This window comes from Williamsia sp. D3, assembly GCF_000506245.1.
Classification (GTDB): domain Bacteria; phylum Actinomycetota; class Actinomycetes; order Mycobacteriales; family Mycobacteriaceae; genus Williamsia; species Williamsia muralis.
This window is the reverse complement of sequence record NZ_AYTE01000012.1, coordinates 210,599-226,117: the sequence shown is the minus strand read 5'-3', so window position 1 is coordinate 226,117 and position 15,519 is coordinate 210,599. Positions and strand designations below refer to the sequence as shown.

Below are 15,519 nucleotides of genomic sequence, written 5' to 3'. Positions count from 1 at the left end.
CTTCGATGCTCGGCAAGATCGCCGAGATCGAGGAACTGTTCGCTAAGGCTGCGGCCGGTGGCGGTGAGAAGAAGGTGGCCCGCCACCGCGAACGCGGCAAGCTGCTTGCCCGCGAACGCATCGAGTTGCTGGTGGATGAGGACAGTCCGCTCCTGGAACTGTCGCCCATCGCCGCGTACGGATCCGACTTCCCTGTGGGGGCCTCGATCGTCACCGGTATCGGTGTGATCGAAGGGGTCGAATGTGTACTCGTGGCCAACGACCCGACCGTGCGTGGCGGTACCTCCAATCCCTGGACCCTCCGTAAGGGTCTGCGCGCCAATCAGATCGCTCTGGAGAACCGTCTTCCACTGATCAATCTCGTGGAATCCGGGGGAGCGGACCTGCCCACGCAGAAGGAGGTGTTCATCCCCGGAGGCGCGATGTTCCGGGACCTCACCAGGCTGTCTGCGGCCGGGATACCGACGCTGTCACTGGTTTTCGGCAACTCCACCGCCGGTGGCGCCTATTTGCCGGGCATGTCCGACCACACCGTGATGATCGAAGGCCAGTCCAAGGTGTTCCTCGGCGGGCCGCCGCTGGTGAAGATGGCCACCGGTGAGGTCAGCGACGACGAGTCCCTCGGTGGTGCCCAGATGCACGCGCGTACGTCCGGGCTCGCCGACTACTACGCCACCGACGAACGCGACGCCATCCGGATCGGTCGCCGGATCGTGGCCCGGCTCAACTGGCGTAAGCGCGGGCCCGGCCCGGTGGCCGCGAGTATCGAACCGCGCCATCCCGAGTCGGATCTGCTCGAGATCGTGCCGGGAGACCTGAGGATCCCGTTCGATCCTCGCGACGTCATCACCCGCATCGTCGACGACAGCGTGTTCGACGAGTTCAAACCCGAGTACGGATCGTCGCTGTGCACGGGATGGGCGCGCATCCACGGCTATCCGATCGGGATCCTGGCGAACGCCCAGGGGGTGCTGTTCAGCGCCGAGGCGCAGAAGGCAACCCAGTTCATCCAACTCGCGAACCGCTCGGACACCCCTTTGCTGTTCTTGCACAACACCACCGGATACATGGTGGGTCAAGAATACGAGCGGGGCGGCATCATCAAACACGGCTCGATGATGATCAATGCGGTATCGAACTCCACCGTCCCGCACATCTCGCTGCTGATCGGCGCGAGCTACGGAGCAGGCCACTACGGCATGTGCGGACGGGCGTACAACCCCCGCTTCCTGTTCAGTTGGCCCAGTGCGAAGTCGGCGGTGATGGGGGCGGCCCAACTGGCCGGAGTGATCTCGATGGTGTCGCGCGCCGCGACCGAGGCCAGGGGCGGAACGGTCGACGAAGAGGCCGACGCCGGGATGCGGGCGATGATCGAAGCCCAGATCGAGAAGGAGTCGATGCCGGCGTTCCTCTCGGGAATGCTGTACGACGACGGCATCATCGACCCCCGGGACAGCCGTACGGTTCTCGGGCTGTGCCTCTCGGCGATCGACAACGGGCCGGTGCAAGGCACCAGCAACTTCGGCGTCTTCCGGATGTGATGGGAAACATGCAAACAGTACTGGTGGCCAACCGCGGCGAGATCGCGCGCCGGGTCTTCGTCACATGCCGCCGTCTCGGATTCGGCACCGTCGCGGTGTACTCGGACCCCGACGCCACTGCTCCTCACGTCCGTGAGGCGGATGTGGCAGTTCGGTTGCCGGGCAACACCTCTGCCGATACCTATCTCAAGATCGATGCGGTGATCGCTGCCGCACGTGCCGCTGGTGCCGATGCGGTGCATCCCGGCTACGGCTTCCTGTCCGAGAACGCCGCCTTCGCCCGAGCGGTGATCGAGGCCGGGCTCACCTGGATAGGTCCCGATCCATCGGCGATCGATGCCATGGGTTCGAAGGTGAACGCCAAGGCGATCATGGCCGACGCGGGTGTACCGGTGTTGAGCAACCTGGATCCGGATGCCATAGCCGCCGAGGATCTTCCGGTCCTGATCAAGGCATCGGCCGGCGGTGGTGGCCGGGGTATGCGCATCGTTCGCGACCTCGCCGACCTGGCCGCAGAGGTGGCAGCTGCAGCTCGTGAAGCGCAATCGGCGTTCGGTGACGCGACGGTGTTCTGCGAGCCGTACATCGAGCGCGGCCACCACATCGAGGTGCAGGTGCTGGGCGACGCAGCAGGAAACGTGTGGGCGGTGGGCGAGCGGGAGTGCTCGATACAGCGGCGCCATCAGAAGATCATCGAGGAGGCGCCCTCACCGCTCGTGGAGCGAATCGGCGCCGCCTTGCGCCGCGAACTCTTCGATGCCGCGGTGGCCGCTGCCTCGGCCATCGGTTACACCGGAGCCGGGACCGTCGAGTTCCTCGCCGACGACAACGGACGGTTCTTCTTCTTGGAGATGAACACCCGGCTGCAGGTCGAACACCCCGTCACAGAAGAGACCAGTGGGCTCGACCTGGTCGCGTGGCAACTGCACATCGCCGAGGGTGCACATCTGCCACCCGAAGCTCCGAAGCCGCAGGGTCACTCGATCGAGGTTCGCCTGTATGCCGAGGATCCCGGCGCCGACTGGCAACCCCAGTCCGGCAGGGTCGATCACGTCCACATCGCGGGCGATGCGGCCTTCCGCCGGCTGGGTGCACCCGGTGTGCGAGTGGACTCGGGCATCGAGGACGGAAGCGAGATCTCGGTCTTCTACGACCCGATGCTCGCGAAGGTGATCAGCTGGGCACCGGACCGACGCACCGCGATCAACATCCTGGCAGGGGCGCTCGAGTCAGCGGAACTCCACGGCCCACGCACCAACCGCGACATGCTGGTGACGATGCTGCGCCGCAACGAGTTCCGTGATGGCGACACCACCACCAAGTTCATCGACGAGATCGGTCTGGACGTCCTGTCGGCCCCTTTGGCCGGTGAGGAGCGACGACGCGAGGCCATCATCGCCGCCGCACTCGCCGACGCCGCCGACAACCGTAGCCGTGCGGGCGTGGATGGGGGACTGCCGTCGGGCTGGCGCAACCTGCCGTCGGCCACCCAGACGAAGAACTACACGTTCGGTGAGAACACCGACGAGACGACGGTGCGATACCGGGTGACACGTGACGGTGTGGTGCTGCCGGATGACCCAGCGGTGACTGTGAAGACGATGCACAGCAACGCAGTGACCTTCACCGTCGCCGGCGTGGACCGCACCTTCCGGGTACGTCGACGCGACGACGCGCGCTGGGTCGATTTCTCAGGTGGGTCGGTGACGCTCCGCAGGGCACCGCGATTCGTCGATCCCGCCGAGATGAGTGCCCCCGGATCGCTGCTCGCCCCGATGCCGGGGTCGATCATCAGGATCGCCGTCGTGGAAGGTCAGACCGTCACGAAGGGCGAGCCGCTGCTGTGGCTCGAGGCGATGAAGATGGAGCACACCATCTCGGCCTCCGCAGACGGAATCGTGGAGAAGCTGCCCATCGGGGCAGGACAACAGGTGGCCGTGGGCGAAGTGCTCGCCGTCATCTCAGAACATCGGCCGAACGAGATCGAGGGAGAGTCAGCATGAGCTTCGTGGAAACAGATGAGCAGAAGGCGTTACGCAGTTCGGTGGCTGGTCTCGGCGGCCGTTTCGGCCACGAGTACTTCCTCGATTGCGCCCGCAGTGGCCGCAAGACGGACGAATTATGGTCTGAGGCAGGAAAGCTGGGCTTCATTGGTGTCAACCTGCCCGAGGAGTACGGCGGCGGTGGCGCGGGAATGTACGAGCTGTCGATCGTGATGGAAGAACTGGCGGCCATCGGTAGCGGCCTGCTGATGATGGTGGTCTCCCCGGCGATCTGCGGAAACGTCATCGCGCGCTTCGGCACCGAAGACCAGAAGAAGCAGTGGCTACCCGGACTCGCCGACGGGTCGATCACCATGGCTTTCGGTATCACCGAGCCCGATGCGGGGTCCAACTCGCACAACATCACCACCACTGCGCGGCGCGACGGTGGCGACTGGCTGCTCTCGGGACGCAAGATCTACGTGTCCGGCGTGGACCAGGCCCAGGCCGTGCTGATCGTGGCCCGCACCGAGGACGCAAAGACCGGCCGGCTCAAGCCCGCGCTGTTCATCCTGCCCACCGACGCACCGGGTTTCGAGTTCAACCAGATCGAGATGGACCTGATCAATCCCGAGAAGCAGTTCCTGCTGTTCCTCGACGACGTGCGCCTGCCGTCGACCGCGCTGGTCGGTTCCGAGGATGCGGCGCTGAGCCAACTGTTCGCCGGTCTCAACCCCGAGCGCATCATGGCAGCGGCGTCAGCTGTCGGGATGGGACGCTTCGCTCTCGGCCGAGCGGTGGAATACGTCAACGAGCGGACCGTGTGGAAGACGCCCATCGGCGCACACCAGGCCATCGCACATCCACTGGCGGTCGGCAAGATCGAGATGGAGCTGGCCAAACTGATGATGCAGAAGGCCGCAACGCTGTACGACGCCGGTGACGACTGGGGTGCGGCCGAACCGGCGAACATGGCCAAGTACGCGGCGGCCGAGGCATGTGTCAAGATCGTCGACTCCGCCGTGCAGTCGCTCGGCGGCAACGGTCTGTCCACCGAGTACGGGCTCGCGCCGCTGCTCAACCTGTGCCGGATCGCCCGCGTGGCGCCCGTCAGTCGCGAGATGATCCTGAACTTCGTGGCGCAGAACAGTCTCGGCCTACCCAAGTCGTACTGAGAGCGGAACCCGAGAACCGATATGGACAACATCGTCGGATACGCCGCCGAGGCGGGAATCGCGACCATCACACTGGATTCGCCAGGAAACCGCAACGCGATCTCGGGCGCGCTGGTCGAGCAGCTGACCGCACGACTGGGCGCTGCCCGCGACGACCAGGCGGTGCGAGCGGTGGTGTTGACACACACCGGCGGGACATTCTGTGCAGGAGCCGATCTCAGTGAGGCGGGCAGAACCGGGCCAGAGGTGATGATCGATCTCATGCGGTCGATCATCGAGTTGCCCAAGCCGGTGATCGGTCGGATCGATGGCCACGTACGAGCAGGCGGGTTCGGGTTCGTCGGGGCCTGCGATCTGGTGGCGGCGGGCCCGGCGAGCACCTTCGCGCTGACCGAGGCGAGAATCGGCGTTGCGCCATCGATGATCTCGCTCACGGTGCTCCCCAGACTCACGTCGCGGGCGGCCGGCCGATACTTCCTCACCGGTGAGAAGTTCGACGCTCACGTGGCCGAGGAGATCGGGCTGATCACCACCGCGGCGGCGGACTCCGAAGCGCTGGCCGGCATCGTGGCGAACTGGTGCGCCGATCTGCGCAAGGGTTCCCCGCAGGGTCTCGCCGCGAGCAAGCGGCTGACCACAACGGCGATTCTGCGTGAATTCGACCGCGACGCAGCACGATTGGCGAGCGAATCGGCAGCCCTGTTCGGTTCGGATGAGGCCAGGGCGGGAATGCTCGCATTCCTGAACAAGCAACCGCCTCCGTGGGTGGCCGAGCACCCATGACGCGCGGACCGGTACGAACTCCCCAGCAGGACCGCAGTCGGGCGACGCGGCAACGCCTGCTCGACGCGACCATCGACGTGCTTGCCGTCGATGGCTGGGCGGCGTGCAGCGTGGGTGTGGTTGCCGGCCGTGCGGGCGTGTCCCGCGGTGCGGCGCAACACCACTTCCCGACTCGCGAGGACCTCATCACCGCTGCTCTCGAGCATGTCTTCGAGAACTTGACGATGCGTGCCACCGACGAGGCCGAGCGACTGCCACCTGGAGCCGGACGGATCGAGGTCGCCGTCGCCACGGCCGTCGAGTTCTACACCGGTCAAGAGTTCAAGGCGGCGTTACAGGTGTGGTGCGCAGCAGCATCCGACGAATCGCTGCGCCGGTTGATCCTGCCGCTCGAGGGCCGGTTCGGAGCCGCGGCCCATTCGATGACGGTGCACATGCTGGGGGTCGACGATTCGGACCCCAAGGTCCATCGGCTGGTGCAGGCGACCCTGGACTTTGCGCGTGGGCTCGGACTGGCCGATACGTTGTCCGACGACTCCGCGCGCCGCAGGCAGGTCGTCGGGGCGTGGGCGGAGCAACTGCAGGCGTCTCTGCGCTGATATGTGCAACTAGGAGGTTGCATATCCCTGCCGAGATGTGCAATGCTTGGGTTGCACATCAATCGGACACGGAGGACACCATGATTGAAGACTTCGACCGCATCGAGCGGCAGATCGACATCGACGCACCGGCGGATCGGGTGTGGTCGCTGATCAGTGAGCCCGGTTGGTACATCAACGATTCCGAGATCACCCCCCACCGGATCGAGCGGTCGGGCGATGTCGACATCGTGCATGATCCGGTGCACGGTGCTTTTGCCCTTCGCACCGTCACGCTGGACCCGCCGAGGTACGCCGCCTTCCGCTGGATCGCCGATGTGGACGACACCGCAGGCGCCTCGACGTTGGTCGAGTTCTGGATCGATGAGATGTCCTCGGGGTCAGTGGTTCTCAGGGTTGCCGAGAGCGGATTCGCGTCTCTGCCCGGGGACGCCACCGAACGGCGAAAGAAGTTCGACGACAACACCGAGGGATGGACCCAGGAACTGGGAATCGCCAAGCGGCATCTCGAACTTGCTCAGGTCGATGTCCGGAGCTGACACCGAACTGCCGGCAGTCTTCGCCGCGCTCGCCGACGACACCCGCTGGGGGCTGCTCGTCAGGCTGGGCAGGTCCCCGGCATCCGCGTCGGCGCTCGCGGCCGAGTTCCCGGTCTCGCGACAGGCCATTGCCAAGCATCTGGCGATTTTGGAGGAGACGGGTCTGGTCTCGTCGTCGAAGATCGGCCGCGAGGTGAGGTTCACCCCGGTGGGCGCCCGGCTCAGCCGGATCGGCCGCGAACTCGATGGCATTGCGGCCGGCTGGGATCGTCGTCTTGCCGACATCAAGACGCGTGCCGAGGCCGATCCGAACACCTAGGTCCAACTTCTTCCGCTGCCGGCAGGCCACCTGATATGAATCGGTGATGACTGACACGAGCGGGGACGCAGCAGGCCGGCAGCGGGTGACCTGTGAGGTCGCCGATGGGGTCGCGCAGGTGCGGCTCAATCGGCCGGACAAGATGAACGCCCTCGATCCGGCGATGTTCGAGGCGCTCGTCGACGTCGGGTCAGCGCTCATCGACCGCACCGACGTCTCCGCCGTGGTGATCGCCGGTGAAGGCCGGGCGTTCTGTGCCGGTCTCGACATGGGACAGTTCGAACTGATGCAAGGTGGGGCTGCCGACGTCGTGGCCGACCGCGAACGTCTGGGCGCGGCAACAGCTCTGGGCCAACAAGCCGTGCACGTGTGGTCGCTGGTGCCCGTACCCGTCATCGCCGCCCTCCACGGCGTCGCGTTCGGTGGGGGATTGCAGGTGGCGCTCGGCGCGGACATCCGGATCGCCGCGCCCGACACCGCACTGTCGGTGATGGAGATCGTCTGGGGACTGATCCCGGACATGACCGGCACGCAGATACTGCCCGAGCTCGTCGGCCGCGACGTCGCCAAGGAGCTGGTGTTCACCGGTCGCAGAGTCAGTGGAAGCGACGCAGCCACAATGGGTTTGGTGACCCGCACCGACGACGAACCGCTCTCGGCGGCCACGGCGCTGGCCACCGAGATCGCAGGCAACTCCCGGGGCGCACTGGTCGAGGCCAAGGCTCTGCTCGAACTGGCCGGGCGAGTGGACCTCGCCGCGGGATTCGACGCCGAGCAGGTCGCCATCCGGAAGCTGATCGGCTCATCCGAGCAGATCGAGGTCGTCCGCAGGCGCACCGAGGACATGGCACGCCGCCGGCGCTGACGCACGATGTACGCCGAAGGCCCGCACCCCTGGCGAGATGGGTACGGGCCTTCGTCGGGACTCGTTACGCCGCGTGGTGGATGACCCCGCGAATGTTCTTGCCGTCGCGAAGATCCTGGTAGCCCTGATTGACCTGTTCGAGTGAGTAGGTCTGAGTGATCAGCTCATCCAGTTTCAACTGGCCGGCGTCGTACAGCCGCAGGAGTTTGACGATGTCGTACTGCGGATTCATCGATCCGAAGAGCGACCCCTTGATCGTCTTCTGGTTCAGGGTCAGATCGGTGCCCGACACCTGCACCGTCAACTTCGTCGGGTCCGCGAGGCCGGTGATCACCACTGTGCCGCCCTTGCCGATCACTGCAGTCGCGGCCGACACCACGTCCTGGTCGACGGTGCCGACCAGGATCAGGGCCGCGTCGGCGCCTTGGCCCCAGGTGAGTTCGTTGACCTTATCAGCGGCGCTGGCCGCATCGGCGAATGCGTGTGTGGCGCCGAACTTCAGCGCGGTCTCGCGCTTGAGCGGTACGGGGTCGACCACCACCACGTACTTGCAGCCGGCGCCCACCGCACCCTGGACGGCGTTGATGCCCAGCCCGCCGATGCCGTAGATCACCGCCGTGTCGCCGTTGCGGAGGTTGCCGGCATTGACCGCCGTTCCCCAGCCGGACGGTACACCGCATCCGACCAGGACGGCGGTCTCCAGCGGAAGCCAATCGTCGACCTTCACAACCGAGTGCTGTGAGATGGTGGCGCGTTCGGCGAACGTACCGAGCATGCACATGGCGCCGAAATCTTCTCCGTCCCCGTGGAATCGGAAGGAACCGTCGGGCATAGAGCCCTCCAGGATGGTGGCGCCCATGTCGCAGAGGTTCTGCCGACCGGTCGAGCAGTAGCGACAGGTACCGCAGTTGGGGATGAAGCTGCACACCACGTGGTCGCCGGGCTTCACCTTGGTGACGCCGGGTCCCACCTCCTCGATGATGCCTGACCCTTCGTGTCCGCCGACGATCGGATAGCGGGGCGGTAGGTCGCCGTCGGTGAGGTGCAGGTCGGAATGACAGAGTCCGGCGGCGGTGTACTTGATGAGCACCTCGCCGGGGCCCGGCCCGTCGAGTTCGAGTTCCATGATCTCGAACGGTTTGCCGGCCTCGAGTAGCACTGCGGCTTTGGTTTTCATGATGGTCCTTTCGATGGTGGGAAGGGGGATACCAGAGAAGTGTTGTCAGAGAGCGATGTTCACTGATTTGGTCTCGGTGTAGAGATCGATCGCCGAGTTGCCGAGTTCGCGGCCCCAGCCGGACTGCTTGTAGCCACCGAACGGCATCGCGGTGTCGAATCCGTTGTACTGGTTGACCCAGACCGAACCGGCCTTGATGCGCCTGGCTGTCTTGTGTGCCTTGGACAGGTCTCGGGTCCAGATGCCGGCGGCGAGTCCGTAGATCGAGTTGTTCGCGGCAGCCACCACGTCATCTCCGTCGAAGGGCATCGCGGCCACCACGGGGCCGAAGATCTCTTCCTCGACGATCGAGAAACTCGGCTCGACGTCCACGAACACGGTGGGTTCGATGAAGTATCCTTCGGTGCCCCAGCGTTTTCCGCCGGTCAGCGCCCGTGCTCCGTCGGCAAGGCCCTGAGCGAGATAGCCACTGACCTTGTCGAACTGCTCCTGTGAGATGAGTGGGCCGAGTTCGGTGGTGGGATCGAGGCCAGGCCCGATCTTGGCCTTCGATGCAGCCTCTGCGACGGCAGCGGTGAAGTCGTCGAAGATCGGGCGCTCGACGAAGAGTCGCGTGCCCGCGACGCAGCATTGGCCGTGGTTGAACATCCATGCGGCGACCGAACCGGCCACGGCCTGCTCGAAGTCGGCGTCGGCGAACACGATGTTCGGGCTCTTGCCACCCAATTCGAGGGAGACCTTCTTGAGATTGCCCTGGGCGGCCGCGACGATTTTCTTGCCGACCTCGGTGGACCCGGTGAACGCGATCTTGTCCACGTCCGGATGTGCCGTCAGGGCGGCGCCGGCATCACCGAAGCCGGTGACGATGTTGACGACCCCGGGAGGAAATCCTGCCTCCTCGAAGATCTCGCCCAAAAGCAATGCAGTCAAGGGGGTTTGCTCAGCAGGTTTGAGCACCACGGTGTTGCCGGCCGCCAGTGCGGGGGCCAACTTGAACGACGCCATCAGGAGTGGGAAGTTCCAGGGAACGATGAGGCCGCATACCCCGACGGGGTCGCGCAGAGTGTAGGCGTGGAACTCGCCGCCCGGGACAAAGGGCATCGACACGTTGACCGTGGATCCGAAGATCTTGGTGCACAGCCCCGCGTTGTATCGGAAGATGTCGGCCGACCACGCCGTGTCGACGGCCGCGGCGATACCCGCTGACTTGCCGTTGTCCAGGGCTTCGAGCTGGCCGAACTCCTCCGCGCGTTCGGTGAGCAGATCCCCGACCCGCCAGAGCAGACGTTCGCGCTCGTTCGGCTTCATCCGGGCCCATGGCCCGTCGTCGAATGCTCGCCGGGCGGCCCGGACCGCTCGGTCGACGTCGGTGGCGTCGCCGTGGGCGACGTCGGTGATCGGAGCCGTGGTGGCCGGGTCGAAGGTGGTGAAAGTCTTGCCCGATGCGGCACCGATCCACTCGCCCCCGATCAGCATCGAACGGTCGGTGGAAATGAAAGTCCTTATCTGCGAGGCCAATTGGGGCTCGGCAAGGGCGGTCATACATTCTCCTAGCGTCAGCATGCACAGTCGTTTATGTGACTGCGGTCATAGTGCCAACGAAAGGTGGTGCCCAACTGTCCGGAATCTGTACACCCCGCCGGACGCTGCCGAAGGACTCGAGCGTCTACTCGTCCTGTCGATCGAACGAGCCTCAGTGATCGATGTCGAGGGCGCGAAGTCGGGTGTACAGCGTGCTGCGGCTGATGCCGAGCATCTTGGCCGCGTGGACCTTGTTGCCCTCGCTGGCCTGCATGGCCTCGACGATCGCCTGACGTTCGGCCCGGTCGCGTCCGGACAACCGGTGCGCGCGCGTGGTGGTCTGATGGTGCGCGGGCAGGTCGGCAACCGTGATCACCCGGTCCGCGCGGCGGGCGGCGTTGTCGGCCGCGGTTCGCAGAACCATCGTGAGTTCGGTCAGGTTGCCCGGCCAGTCGGACGAGAGCAGGGCCTCACCGGCTGCCGCACCGAGCACGGCACGAGGGGCGATGCGCGACAACACGTTCCCCGCCAGGGCCGGTAGGTCGATCGTGCGATGGCGCAGCGGCGCCAGATCTATCCGGCGCGGACACAGAGCGATGAGGGCGGCGACCGGACCAGGTGACTCGGGCAGCGGGGGAGCGGTCAGCACAACGGGTGGGGTTCCCTCGAGAACCGCCGTCCTGAGCGCGGACAGGCTCAGCGGATCGAGCAGATGCACGTTCTCGATGAGCATGGTGGTCTCGTCGGTGCCGGTGAGATGGCCGATCAATCCGCCACCGCCCGATCCGGTCACCAGGGCCGCGGCGTCCACGGCGCGTACCGGTCGATTGCCGAGCAGTTCGGCCGCGGTGCTGGTCCGTCCACTACCCGGTTCGCCGGTGATGGCGGTGTTCTCCCACACGCTGCGAAGTCGGTCTGTCCGCATGCCCACGCCGGTGTGCGAGCGCGGTTTACGGGCAATCGGCACGTGGGGCAGATCCAGAGGTCGTACCCGGAAGAGCGCGCCTCCGGCACTGCCTGACACCCGCCGACCGACGACCTCCACGATGTTGCCCGACACCAGTGCGAGTTGCGTTCGGCGCTCGTCTGCACCCAGATCGGCGGCCAGTGCGCGGAGGGTTCCGAAATCCGCGGAGGCGAGGATGTCGGCGGCAAGGGCATTGGTCAGCAACAGATCGTCACCGACCGCGACGACGGCGACATCGCGACGGGGCGCGACACGCTGAAACGCCTCCACCACCGCCGTCTGCCGCGCCCTCGACCCCTCGAGGAGCCGCTGCTCGATATCGTCTGCGATCCGGTCGACAAACGGCGCGAACAGCGGATTGACGGTCGGTTCGAGGTTGCTCATGCAGACGATCCCCTCCAGCCGACGAGAGACGGGATGGAGGATGGGCCGCCCATAACAACTGATGGTGCGGAACTGTTCGAGGAAGTGTTCGGCGGCATTGATGACGATGCCGTCCCGGATCTCGAGCGGGGTACCGAGCGCGGTGGTCCCCATCGTGTCCTCGCTGAACTCGGCGCCGCACACCGCGCCCACCGATTCCAGTGCCTGCTCGACCTGGACCCCGCCGAACGTGCGGGACACGAGCCGGGCATCGGAATCCACCAGCAGCAGGGCTGTGTTGGACTCGGCCAATTGATGTGCCACGGCGTCGATGACCGGGCCGGCGGCCCGCAACAACGGATGCTCGGTCGATGAGATGTCCACAGGCCGCACGTCCGGCGAATCACCTGGCTTCAGCCCACCCAGCAGCGATCGCTGCCACGACTGGGCGATGTCGGGGCGATTCGGCTGGGTGTGCGATCGGCTGTTCATCTGCACCCGCGACGCTACCCCCGAGGTAGGCGGGAGCACTGCGGAACCGGGCGCCCTGAGGGTGGATGTCCCTGGGACATCGACCGCCGGTGGCGCAGGACTACGCCGCCGAACCCCAGGCCGAATCAGAAGAACCAGACGATCCTGATCCACAGTTGTCGGCCAGCTGACCCACTACGACGGTGTCGGCCAACTTCGGGTAGCCGGCGGCGCTGAGGTGGAGGTGATCGCCGTCGTCGATCGGGGGCCGGCACAGGCGAATAGACTCGCCGGAACTGAGAACTGGTCTGCAGCACCGGACTGAGATGGAGTCGTGGGAACCGCTGTGACGGATGTATTCGCCCGCTTGCCCGGGGTCGCGACCGCGCGGCAGTATCGCCGGGAGTGGCTGCGTCCCGACTTCACCGCGGGCCTGGTGTTGACCGCGCTGCTGATCCCGGCCGGGATGGGTTACGCAGAGGCTGCAGGGTTGCCCGCGTACGCCGGCCTGTACGCCACCATCGTCCCGCTCCTGGCGTATGCGGTGGTGGGCCCGTCGAAAATCCTTGTCCTCGGACCGGATTCGTCGCTCGCGCCCCTGATCGCCGCTGCGGTGGCGCCGCTTGCGGTGACCGGAGACCCGGAGACCGCGCTCGCCCTCGCCGGGATCCTCGCTGTCCTCGTCGGTCTCATCTTGCTCGTTGCCGGGTTCCTTCGGCTGGGGTTCGTCACCGACCTGCTGTCGAAACCGATCCGGCTCGGATATCTGAACGCGATCGCGCTCATCGTGGTCGTCGGCCAGTTGCCGAAACTGCTGGGCTTCTCCGTCGATGCCGACAACCTGATCGAGCAGGGTTGGGAGACCGCGCACGCCGCACTCAGCGGCGGCATCGACCTCGTCACCGCCACAATCGGTTTCGGCTCACTGGCGATCATCGTCGCCTTCCGGCTCTGGTTGCCCCGCGTTCCAGGGGTTCTCGTGGCCGTTGTGGCAGCGATCATCGTCTCCGCTGCCCTGGGTCTCACCGATGACGTCGGGATGGTCGGCGCGTTGCCCGACGGCATGCCGTTGCCGTCGTTCGGGGGAGTCGACTGGTCGGACGTGGTCGAACTCGTCGGGCCCGCGGCAGGCATCGCGTTGATCGCTTTCGCTGACACCGGTGTCCTGTCCCGCACGTTCGCGGCCCGCCACGGCGAAGAGGTGAACGGGAGCACGGAGATGAAGGCAATCGGCGTGGCCAACATCGCCGGCGGCCTCTTCAGCGGCTTCCCGATCTCGGCGAGTGGATCACGCACCCCCGTGGCCGAGCAGTCCGGGGCCAAGACCCAACTCGCGGGAGTCGTCGGGGCCCTCGCCGTCCTGGTCTTCGTGCTCGCGGCTCCGGGCGTCACCGCATATCTGCCCGACGCCACACTCGCCGCCGTGGTGATCGTGGCCGCCACCGCTCTGGTCGACGTGAGCGGCATGGTCCGGATGTTCCGGATGAGCAGGATCGAGTTCGCTCTCGCGGTCGCGGCCTTCGTGGGCGTCGCGCTGGTCGGGGTGCTCGAGGGGGTCCTGGTTGCGATTGGCCTGTCCTTTGTCGCCGTGGTCGCGCGGGCCTGGCAGCCCTACCGCACCGAGCTCGTCCAGGTCGCCGACCGCCCTGGCTTCCACGACATCGCGCGCCACCCGGCCGGTCGCCGCATCCCGGGTCTTGTCCTGGTCCGCTTTGATGCACCGCTGTTCTTTGCGAACGGCGGCATCTTCGACGACTACGTCCGGTCGGTGGTCGCGGCGGCCCACGAGCGGGTTGACTGGGTGATCGTGGCGGCTGAACCGGTGACCGGCATCGACACCACCGCGGTCGACGAACTCATCGATCTCGACACCTATCTGGCGAACAAGGGCATCCGTCTGGTCTTCGCGGAGATGAAGGGGCCCATGAAAGACAGGCTCATCCGATTCGGCCTGGGAGACAGATTCGGCCCCGACCGTTTCCATCCCACTATCGAGTCGGCGGTGGACGCGTTCAGGGGCCGTGAGGGCCGATGAGTGTCTGCGTACGAACAGGCGACAACCTGCGGGATCGCTCCGGTCGGCGGCGGTGCTGGACGATTTTGACCTGCGGTCGCACGGTCGGTAGAGTTGACCGCTGGTGCCCGGCCTCCGCCATATTTTAGATCGGCCGGGTCCATCTGCGTGCCTTCAACTGCCGCGTCGGGCAATTTCGACACGCCCGACCAAGGGGTAGGGAAGGCCACACCTGACCAGGGCGTTTGCCTCGGTGGGGCGTACTGCGGAAGAACCGATCACATCGGACTTGCCCGGAGCAGAAACCGCAGCAGAGACGAAGAACGCCAAACAAAGGAAGAACTCTCAGTGCCAACTATCAACCAGCTGGTCCGTAAGGGCCGCCATGACAAGCCTGCCAAGCAGAAGACGGCAGCGCTGAAGGGCAGCCCGCAGCGACGCGGCGTGTGCACTCGCGTCTACACAACCACCCCGAAGAAGCCGAACTCGGCGCTCCGGAAGGTGGCTCGTGTTCGTCTCACCAGCTCGGTCGAGGTGACCGCATACATCCCCGGTGAAGGCCACAACCTGCAGGAGCACTCGATGGTGCTCGTTCGCGGTGGTCGTGTGAAGGACCTCCCGGGTGTGCGTTACAAGGTCATCCGCGGCTCGCTCGACACCCAGGGTGTCAAGGCTCGCAAGCAGGGTCGCAGCAAGTACGGCGCGAAGAAGGAGAAGGGCTGATGCCACGTAAAGGACCCGCACCCAAGCGCCCCCTGATCAACGACCCGGTCTACGGCAGCCCTGTCGTGACCCAGTTGGTCAACAAGATCCTGCTGGACGGCAAGAAGTCGACCGCCGAGCGGATCGTCTACCAGGCCCTCGAACAGGCTCGTGAGAAGACCGGCACCGATCCGGTCGTCACCCTCAAGCGCGCGCTGGACAACGTTCGTCCGGCCCTCGAGGTCAAGAGCCGTCGCGTCGGTGGCGCCACCTACCAGGTGCCCATCGAGGTCAAGCCGGGCCGTGCCAACACCCTCGCGCTGCGTTGGTTGGTGACCTTCAGTCGCCAGCGTCGCGAGAAGACGATGGTCGAGCGTCTCGCCAACGAGCTGCTCGACGCCAGCAACGGTCTCGGCGCGGCAGTCAAGCGTCGCGAGGACACCCACAAGATGGCCGAGGCCAACCGGGCGTTCGCGCACTACCGCTGGTGACAACGGGCCG

At 65.9% G+C, this 15,519-nt stretch carries 14 protein-coding genes; 11 read left to right on the top strand and 3 right to left on the bottom strand.

The genetic code is table 11. The features are described 5' to 3' along the window. Positions 1–5: 5 nt before the first annotated feature. From W823_RS37865 to W823_RS37830, 8 genes are all read left to right on the top strand, one after another. Positions 6–1,541, top strand: coding sequence for an acyl-CoA carboxylase subunit beta (locus W823_RS37865; protein ID WP_235189459.1), 1,536 nt, complete (start codon positions 6–8; stop codon positions 1,539–1,541). A gap of 8 nt (positions 1,542–1,549) precedes the next feature. Next, entirely contained in the window at positions 1,550–3,544 is a 1,995-nt protein-coding gene (locus W823_RS37860) for a biotin carboxylase N-terminal domain-containing protein (RefSeq protein WP_023956166.1), read from the top strand. Then, the gene (locus tag W823_RS37855; protein WP_023956165.1) at positions 3,541–4,698 is read left to right on the top strand and encodes an acyl-CoA dehydrogenase family protein; all 1,158 of its coding nucleotides are present in this window, start codon (positions 3,541–3,543) and stop codon (positions 4,696–4,698) included. The genes W823_RS37860 and W823_RS37855 overlap by 4 nt, the downstream gene beginning before the upstream one ends. 21 nt (positions 4,699–4,719) lie before the next feature. Beyond that, a complete protein-coding gene (locus tag W823_RS37850; RefSeq protein WP_023956163.1) occupies positions 4,720–5,481 on the top strand; it encodes an enoyl-CoA hydratase family protein in 762 nt (253 codons plus the stop codon). Next, positions 5,478–6,080, top strand: coding sequence for a TetR/AcrR family transcriptional regulator (locus tag W823_RS37845; protein ID WP_023956161.1), 603 nt, complete (start codon positions 5,478–5,480; stop codon positions 6,078–6,080). The genes W823_RS37850 and W823_RS37845 overlap by 4 nt, the downstream gene beginning before the upstream one ends. 80 nt (positions 6,081–6,160) lie before the next feature. Then, on the top strand, positions 6,161–6,619 hold the full coding sequence (locus W823_RS37840) for an ATPase (protein ID WP_031331740.1): 459 nt from the start codon (positions 6,161–6,163) through the stop codon (positions 6,617–6,619). Beyond that, on the top strand, positions 6,606–6,938 hold the full coding sequence (locus W823_RS37835; RefSeq protein ID WP_023956157.1) for a helix-turn-helix domain-containing protein: 333 nt from the start codon (positions 6,606–6,608) through the stop codon (positions 6,936–6,938). Before W823_RS37840 ends, W823_RS37835 begins: the two co-directional genes overlap by 14 nt. A 46-nt stretch (positions 6,939–6,984) precedes the next feature. Further along, the gene (locus W823_RS37830; protein ID WP_023956156.1) at positions 6,985–7,803 is read left to right on the top strand and encodes a crotonase/enoyl-CoA hydratase family protein; all 819 of its coding nucleotides are present in this window, start codon (positions 6,985–6,987) and stop codon (positions 7,801–7,803) included. Positions 7,804–7,867: 64 nt separating this feature from the next. Here the strand turns inward: W823_RS37830 and W823_RS37825 are convergent, their stop codons facing one another. The 3 genes from W823_RS37825 to W823_RS37815 all read right to left on the bottom strand — a co-directional run bounded on the left by W823_RS37825 (position 7,868) and on the right by W823_RS37815 (position 12,323). Next, on the bottom strand, positions 7,868–8,980 hold the full coding sequence (locus tag W823_RS37825) for an NDMA-dependent alcohol dehydrogenase (RefSeq protein WP_023956155.1): 1,113 nt from the start codon (positions 8,978–8,980) through the stop codon (positions 7,868–7,870). Between the two features lie 45 nt (positions 8,981–9,025). Further along, a complete protein-coding gene (locus tag W823_RS37820) occupies positions 9,026–10,522 on the bottom strand; it encodes an aldehyde dehydrogenase family protein (protein ID WP_023956153.1) in 1,497 nt (498 codons plus the stop codon). Positions 10,523–10,673: 151 nt separating this feature from the next. Further along, positions 10,674–12,323 carry a sigma-54-dependent Fis family transcriptional regulator gene (locus W823_RS37815; protein WP_023956152.1) on the bottom strand — a complete coding sequence of 550 codons (1,650 nt, stop codon included), beginning with the start codon at positions 12,321–12,323 and terminating at the stop codon, positions 10,674–10,676. 325 nt (positions 12,324–12,648) lie between these two features. On the opposite strand from W823_RS37815, the gene W823_RS37810 reads away from it, so the two are divergent. From W823_RS37810 to rpsG, 3 genes are all read left to right on the top strand, one after another. Beyond that, complete coding sequence (locus tag W823_RS37810; RefSeq protein WP_031331739.1) at positions 12,649–14,337, top strand: SulP family inorganic anion transporter; 1,689 nt, start codon at positions 12,649–12,651, stop codon at positions 14,335–14,337. Between the two features lie 327 nt (positions 14,338–14,664). After that, complete coding sequence (rpsL, locus tag W823_RS37805; protein WP_023956148.1) at positions 14,665–15,039, top strand: 30S ribosomal protein S12; 375 nt, start codon at positions 14,665–14,667, stop codon at positions 15,037–15,039. Beyond that, entirely contained in the window at positions 15,039–15,509 is a 471-nt protein-coding gene (rpsG, locus tag W823_RS37800; protein ID WP_023956146.1) for a 30S ribosomal protein S7, read from the top strand. Before rpsL ends, rpsG begins: the two co-directional genes overlap by 1 nt. Positions 15,510–15,519 lie beyond the last annotated feature (10 nt).

Coding starts and splice junctions, on each gene's coding strand:
- W823_RS37865 (WP_235189459.1), top strand. CDS start 6: ATGCTCGGCAAGATCGCCGAGATCGAGGAACTGTTCGCTAAGGCTGCG.
- W823_RS37860 (WP_023956166.1), top strand. CDS start 1,550: ATGCAAACAGTACTGGTGGCCAACCGCGGCGAGATCGCGCGCCGGGTC.
- W823_RS37855 (WP_023956165.1), top strand. CDS start 3,541: ATGAGCTTCGTGGAAACAGATGAGCAGAAGGCGTTACGCAGTTCGGTG.
- W823_RS37850 (WP_023956163.1), top strand. CDS start 4,720: ATGGACAACATCGTCGGATACGCCGCCGAGGCGGGAATCGCGACCATC.
- W823_RS37845 (WP_023956161.1), top strand. CDS start 5,478: ATGACGCGCGGACCGGTACGAACTCCCCAGCAGGACCGCAGTCGGGCG.
- W823_RS37840 (WP_031331740.1), top strand. CDS start 6,161: ATGATTGAAGACTTCGACCGCATCGAGCGGCAGATCGACATCGACGCA.
- W823_RS37835 (WP_023956157.1), top strand. CDS start 6,606: ATGTCCGGAGCTGACACCGAACTGCCGGCAGTCTTCGCCGCGCTCGCC.
- W823_RS37830 (WP_023956156.1), top strand. CDS start 6,985: ATGACTGACACGAGCGGGGACGCAGCAGGCCGGCAGCGGGTGACCTGT.
- W823_RS37825 (WP_023956155.1), bottom strand. CDS start 8,980: ATGAAAACCAAAGCCGCAGTGCTACTCGAGGCCGGCAAACCGTTCGAG.
- W823_RS37820 (WP_023956153.1), bottom strand. CDS start 10,522: ATGACCGCCCTTGCCGAGCCCCAATTGGCCTCGCAGATAAGGACTTTC.
- W823_RS37815 (WP_023956152.1), bottom strand. CDS start 12,323: ATGAACAGCCGATCGCACACCCAGCCGAATCGCCCCGACATCGCCCAG.
- rpsG (WP_023956146.1), top strand. CDS start 15,039: ATGCCACGTAAAGGACCCGCACCCAAGCGCCCCCTGATCAACGACCCG.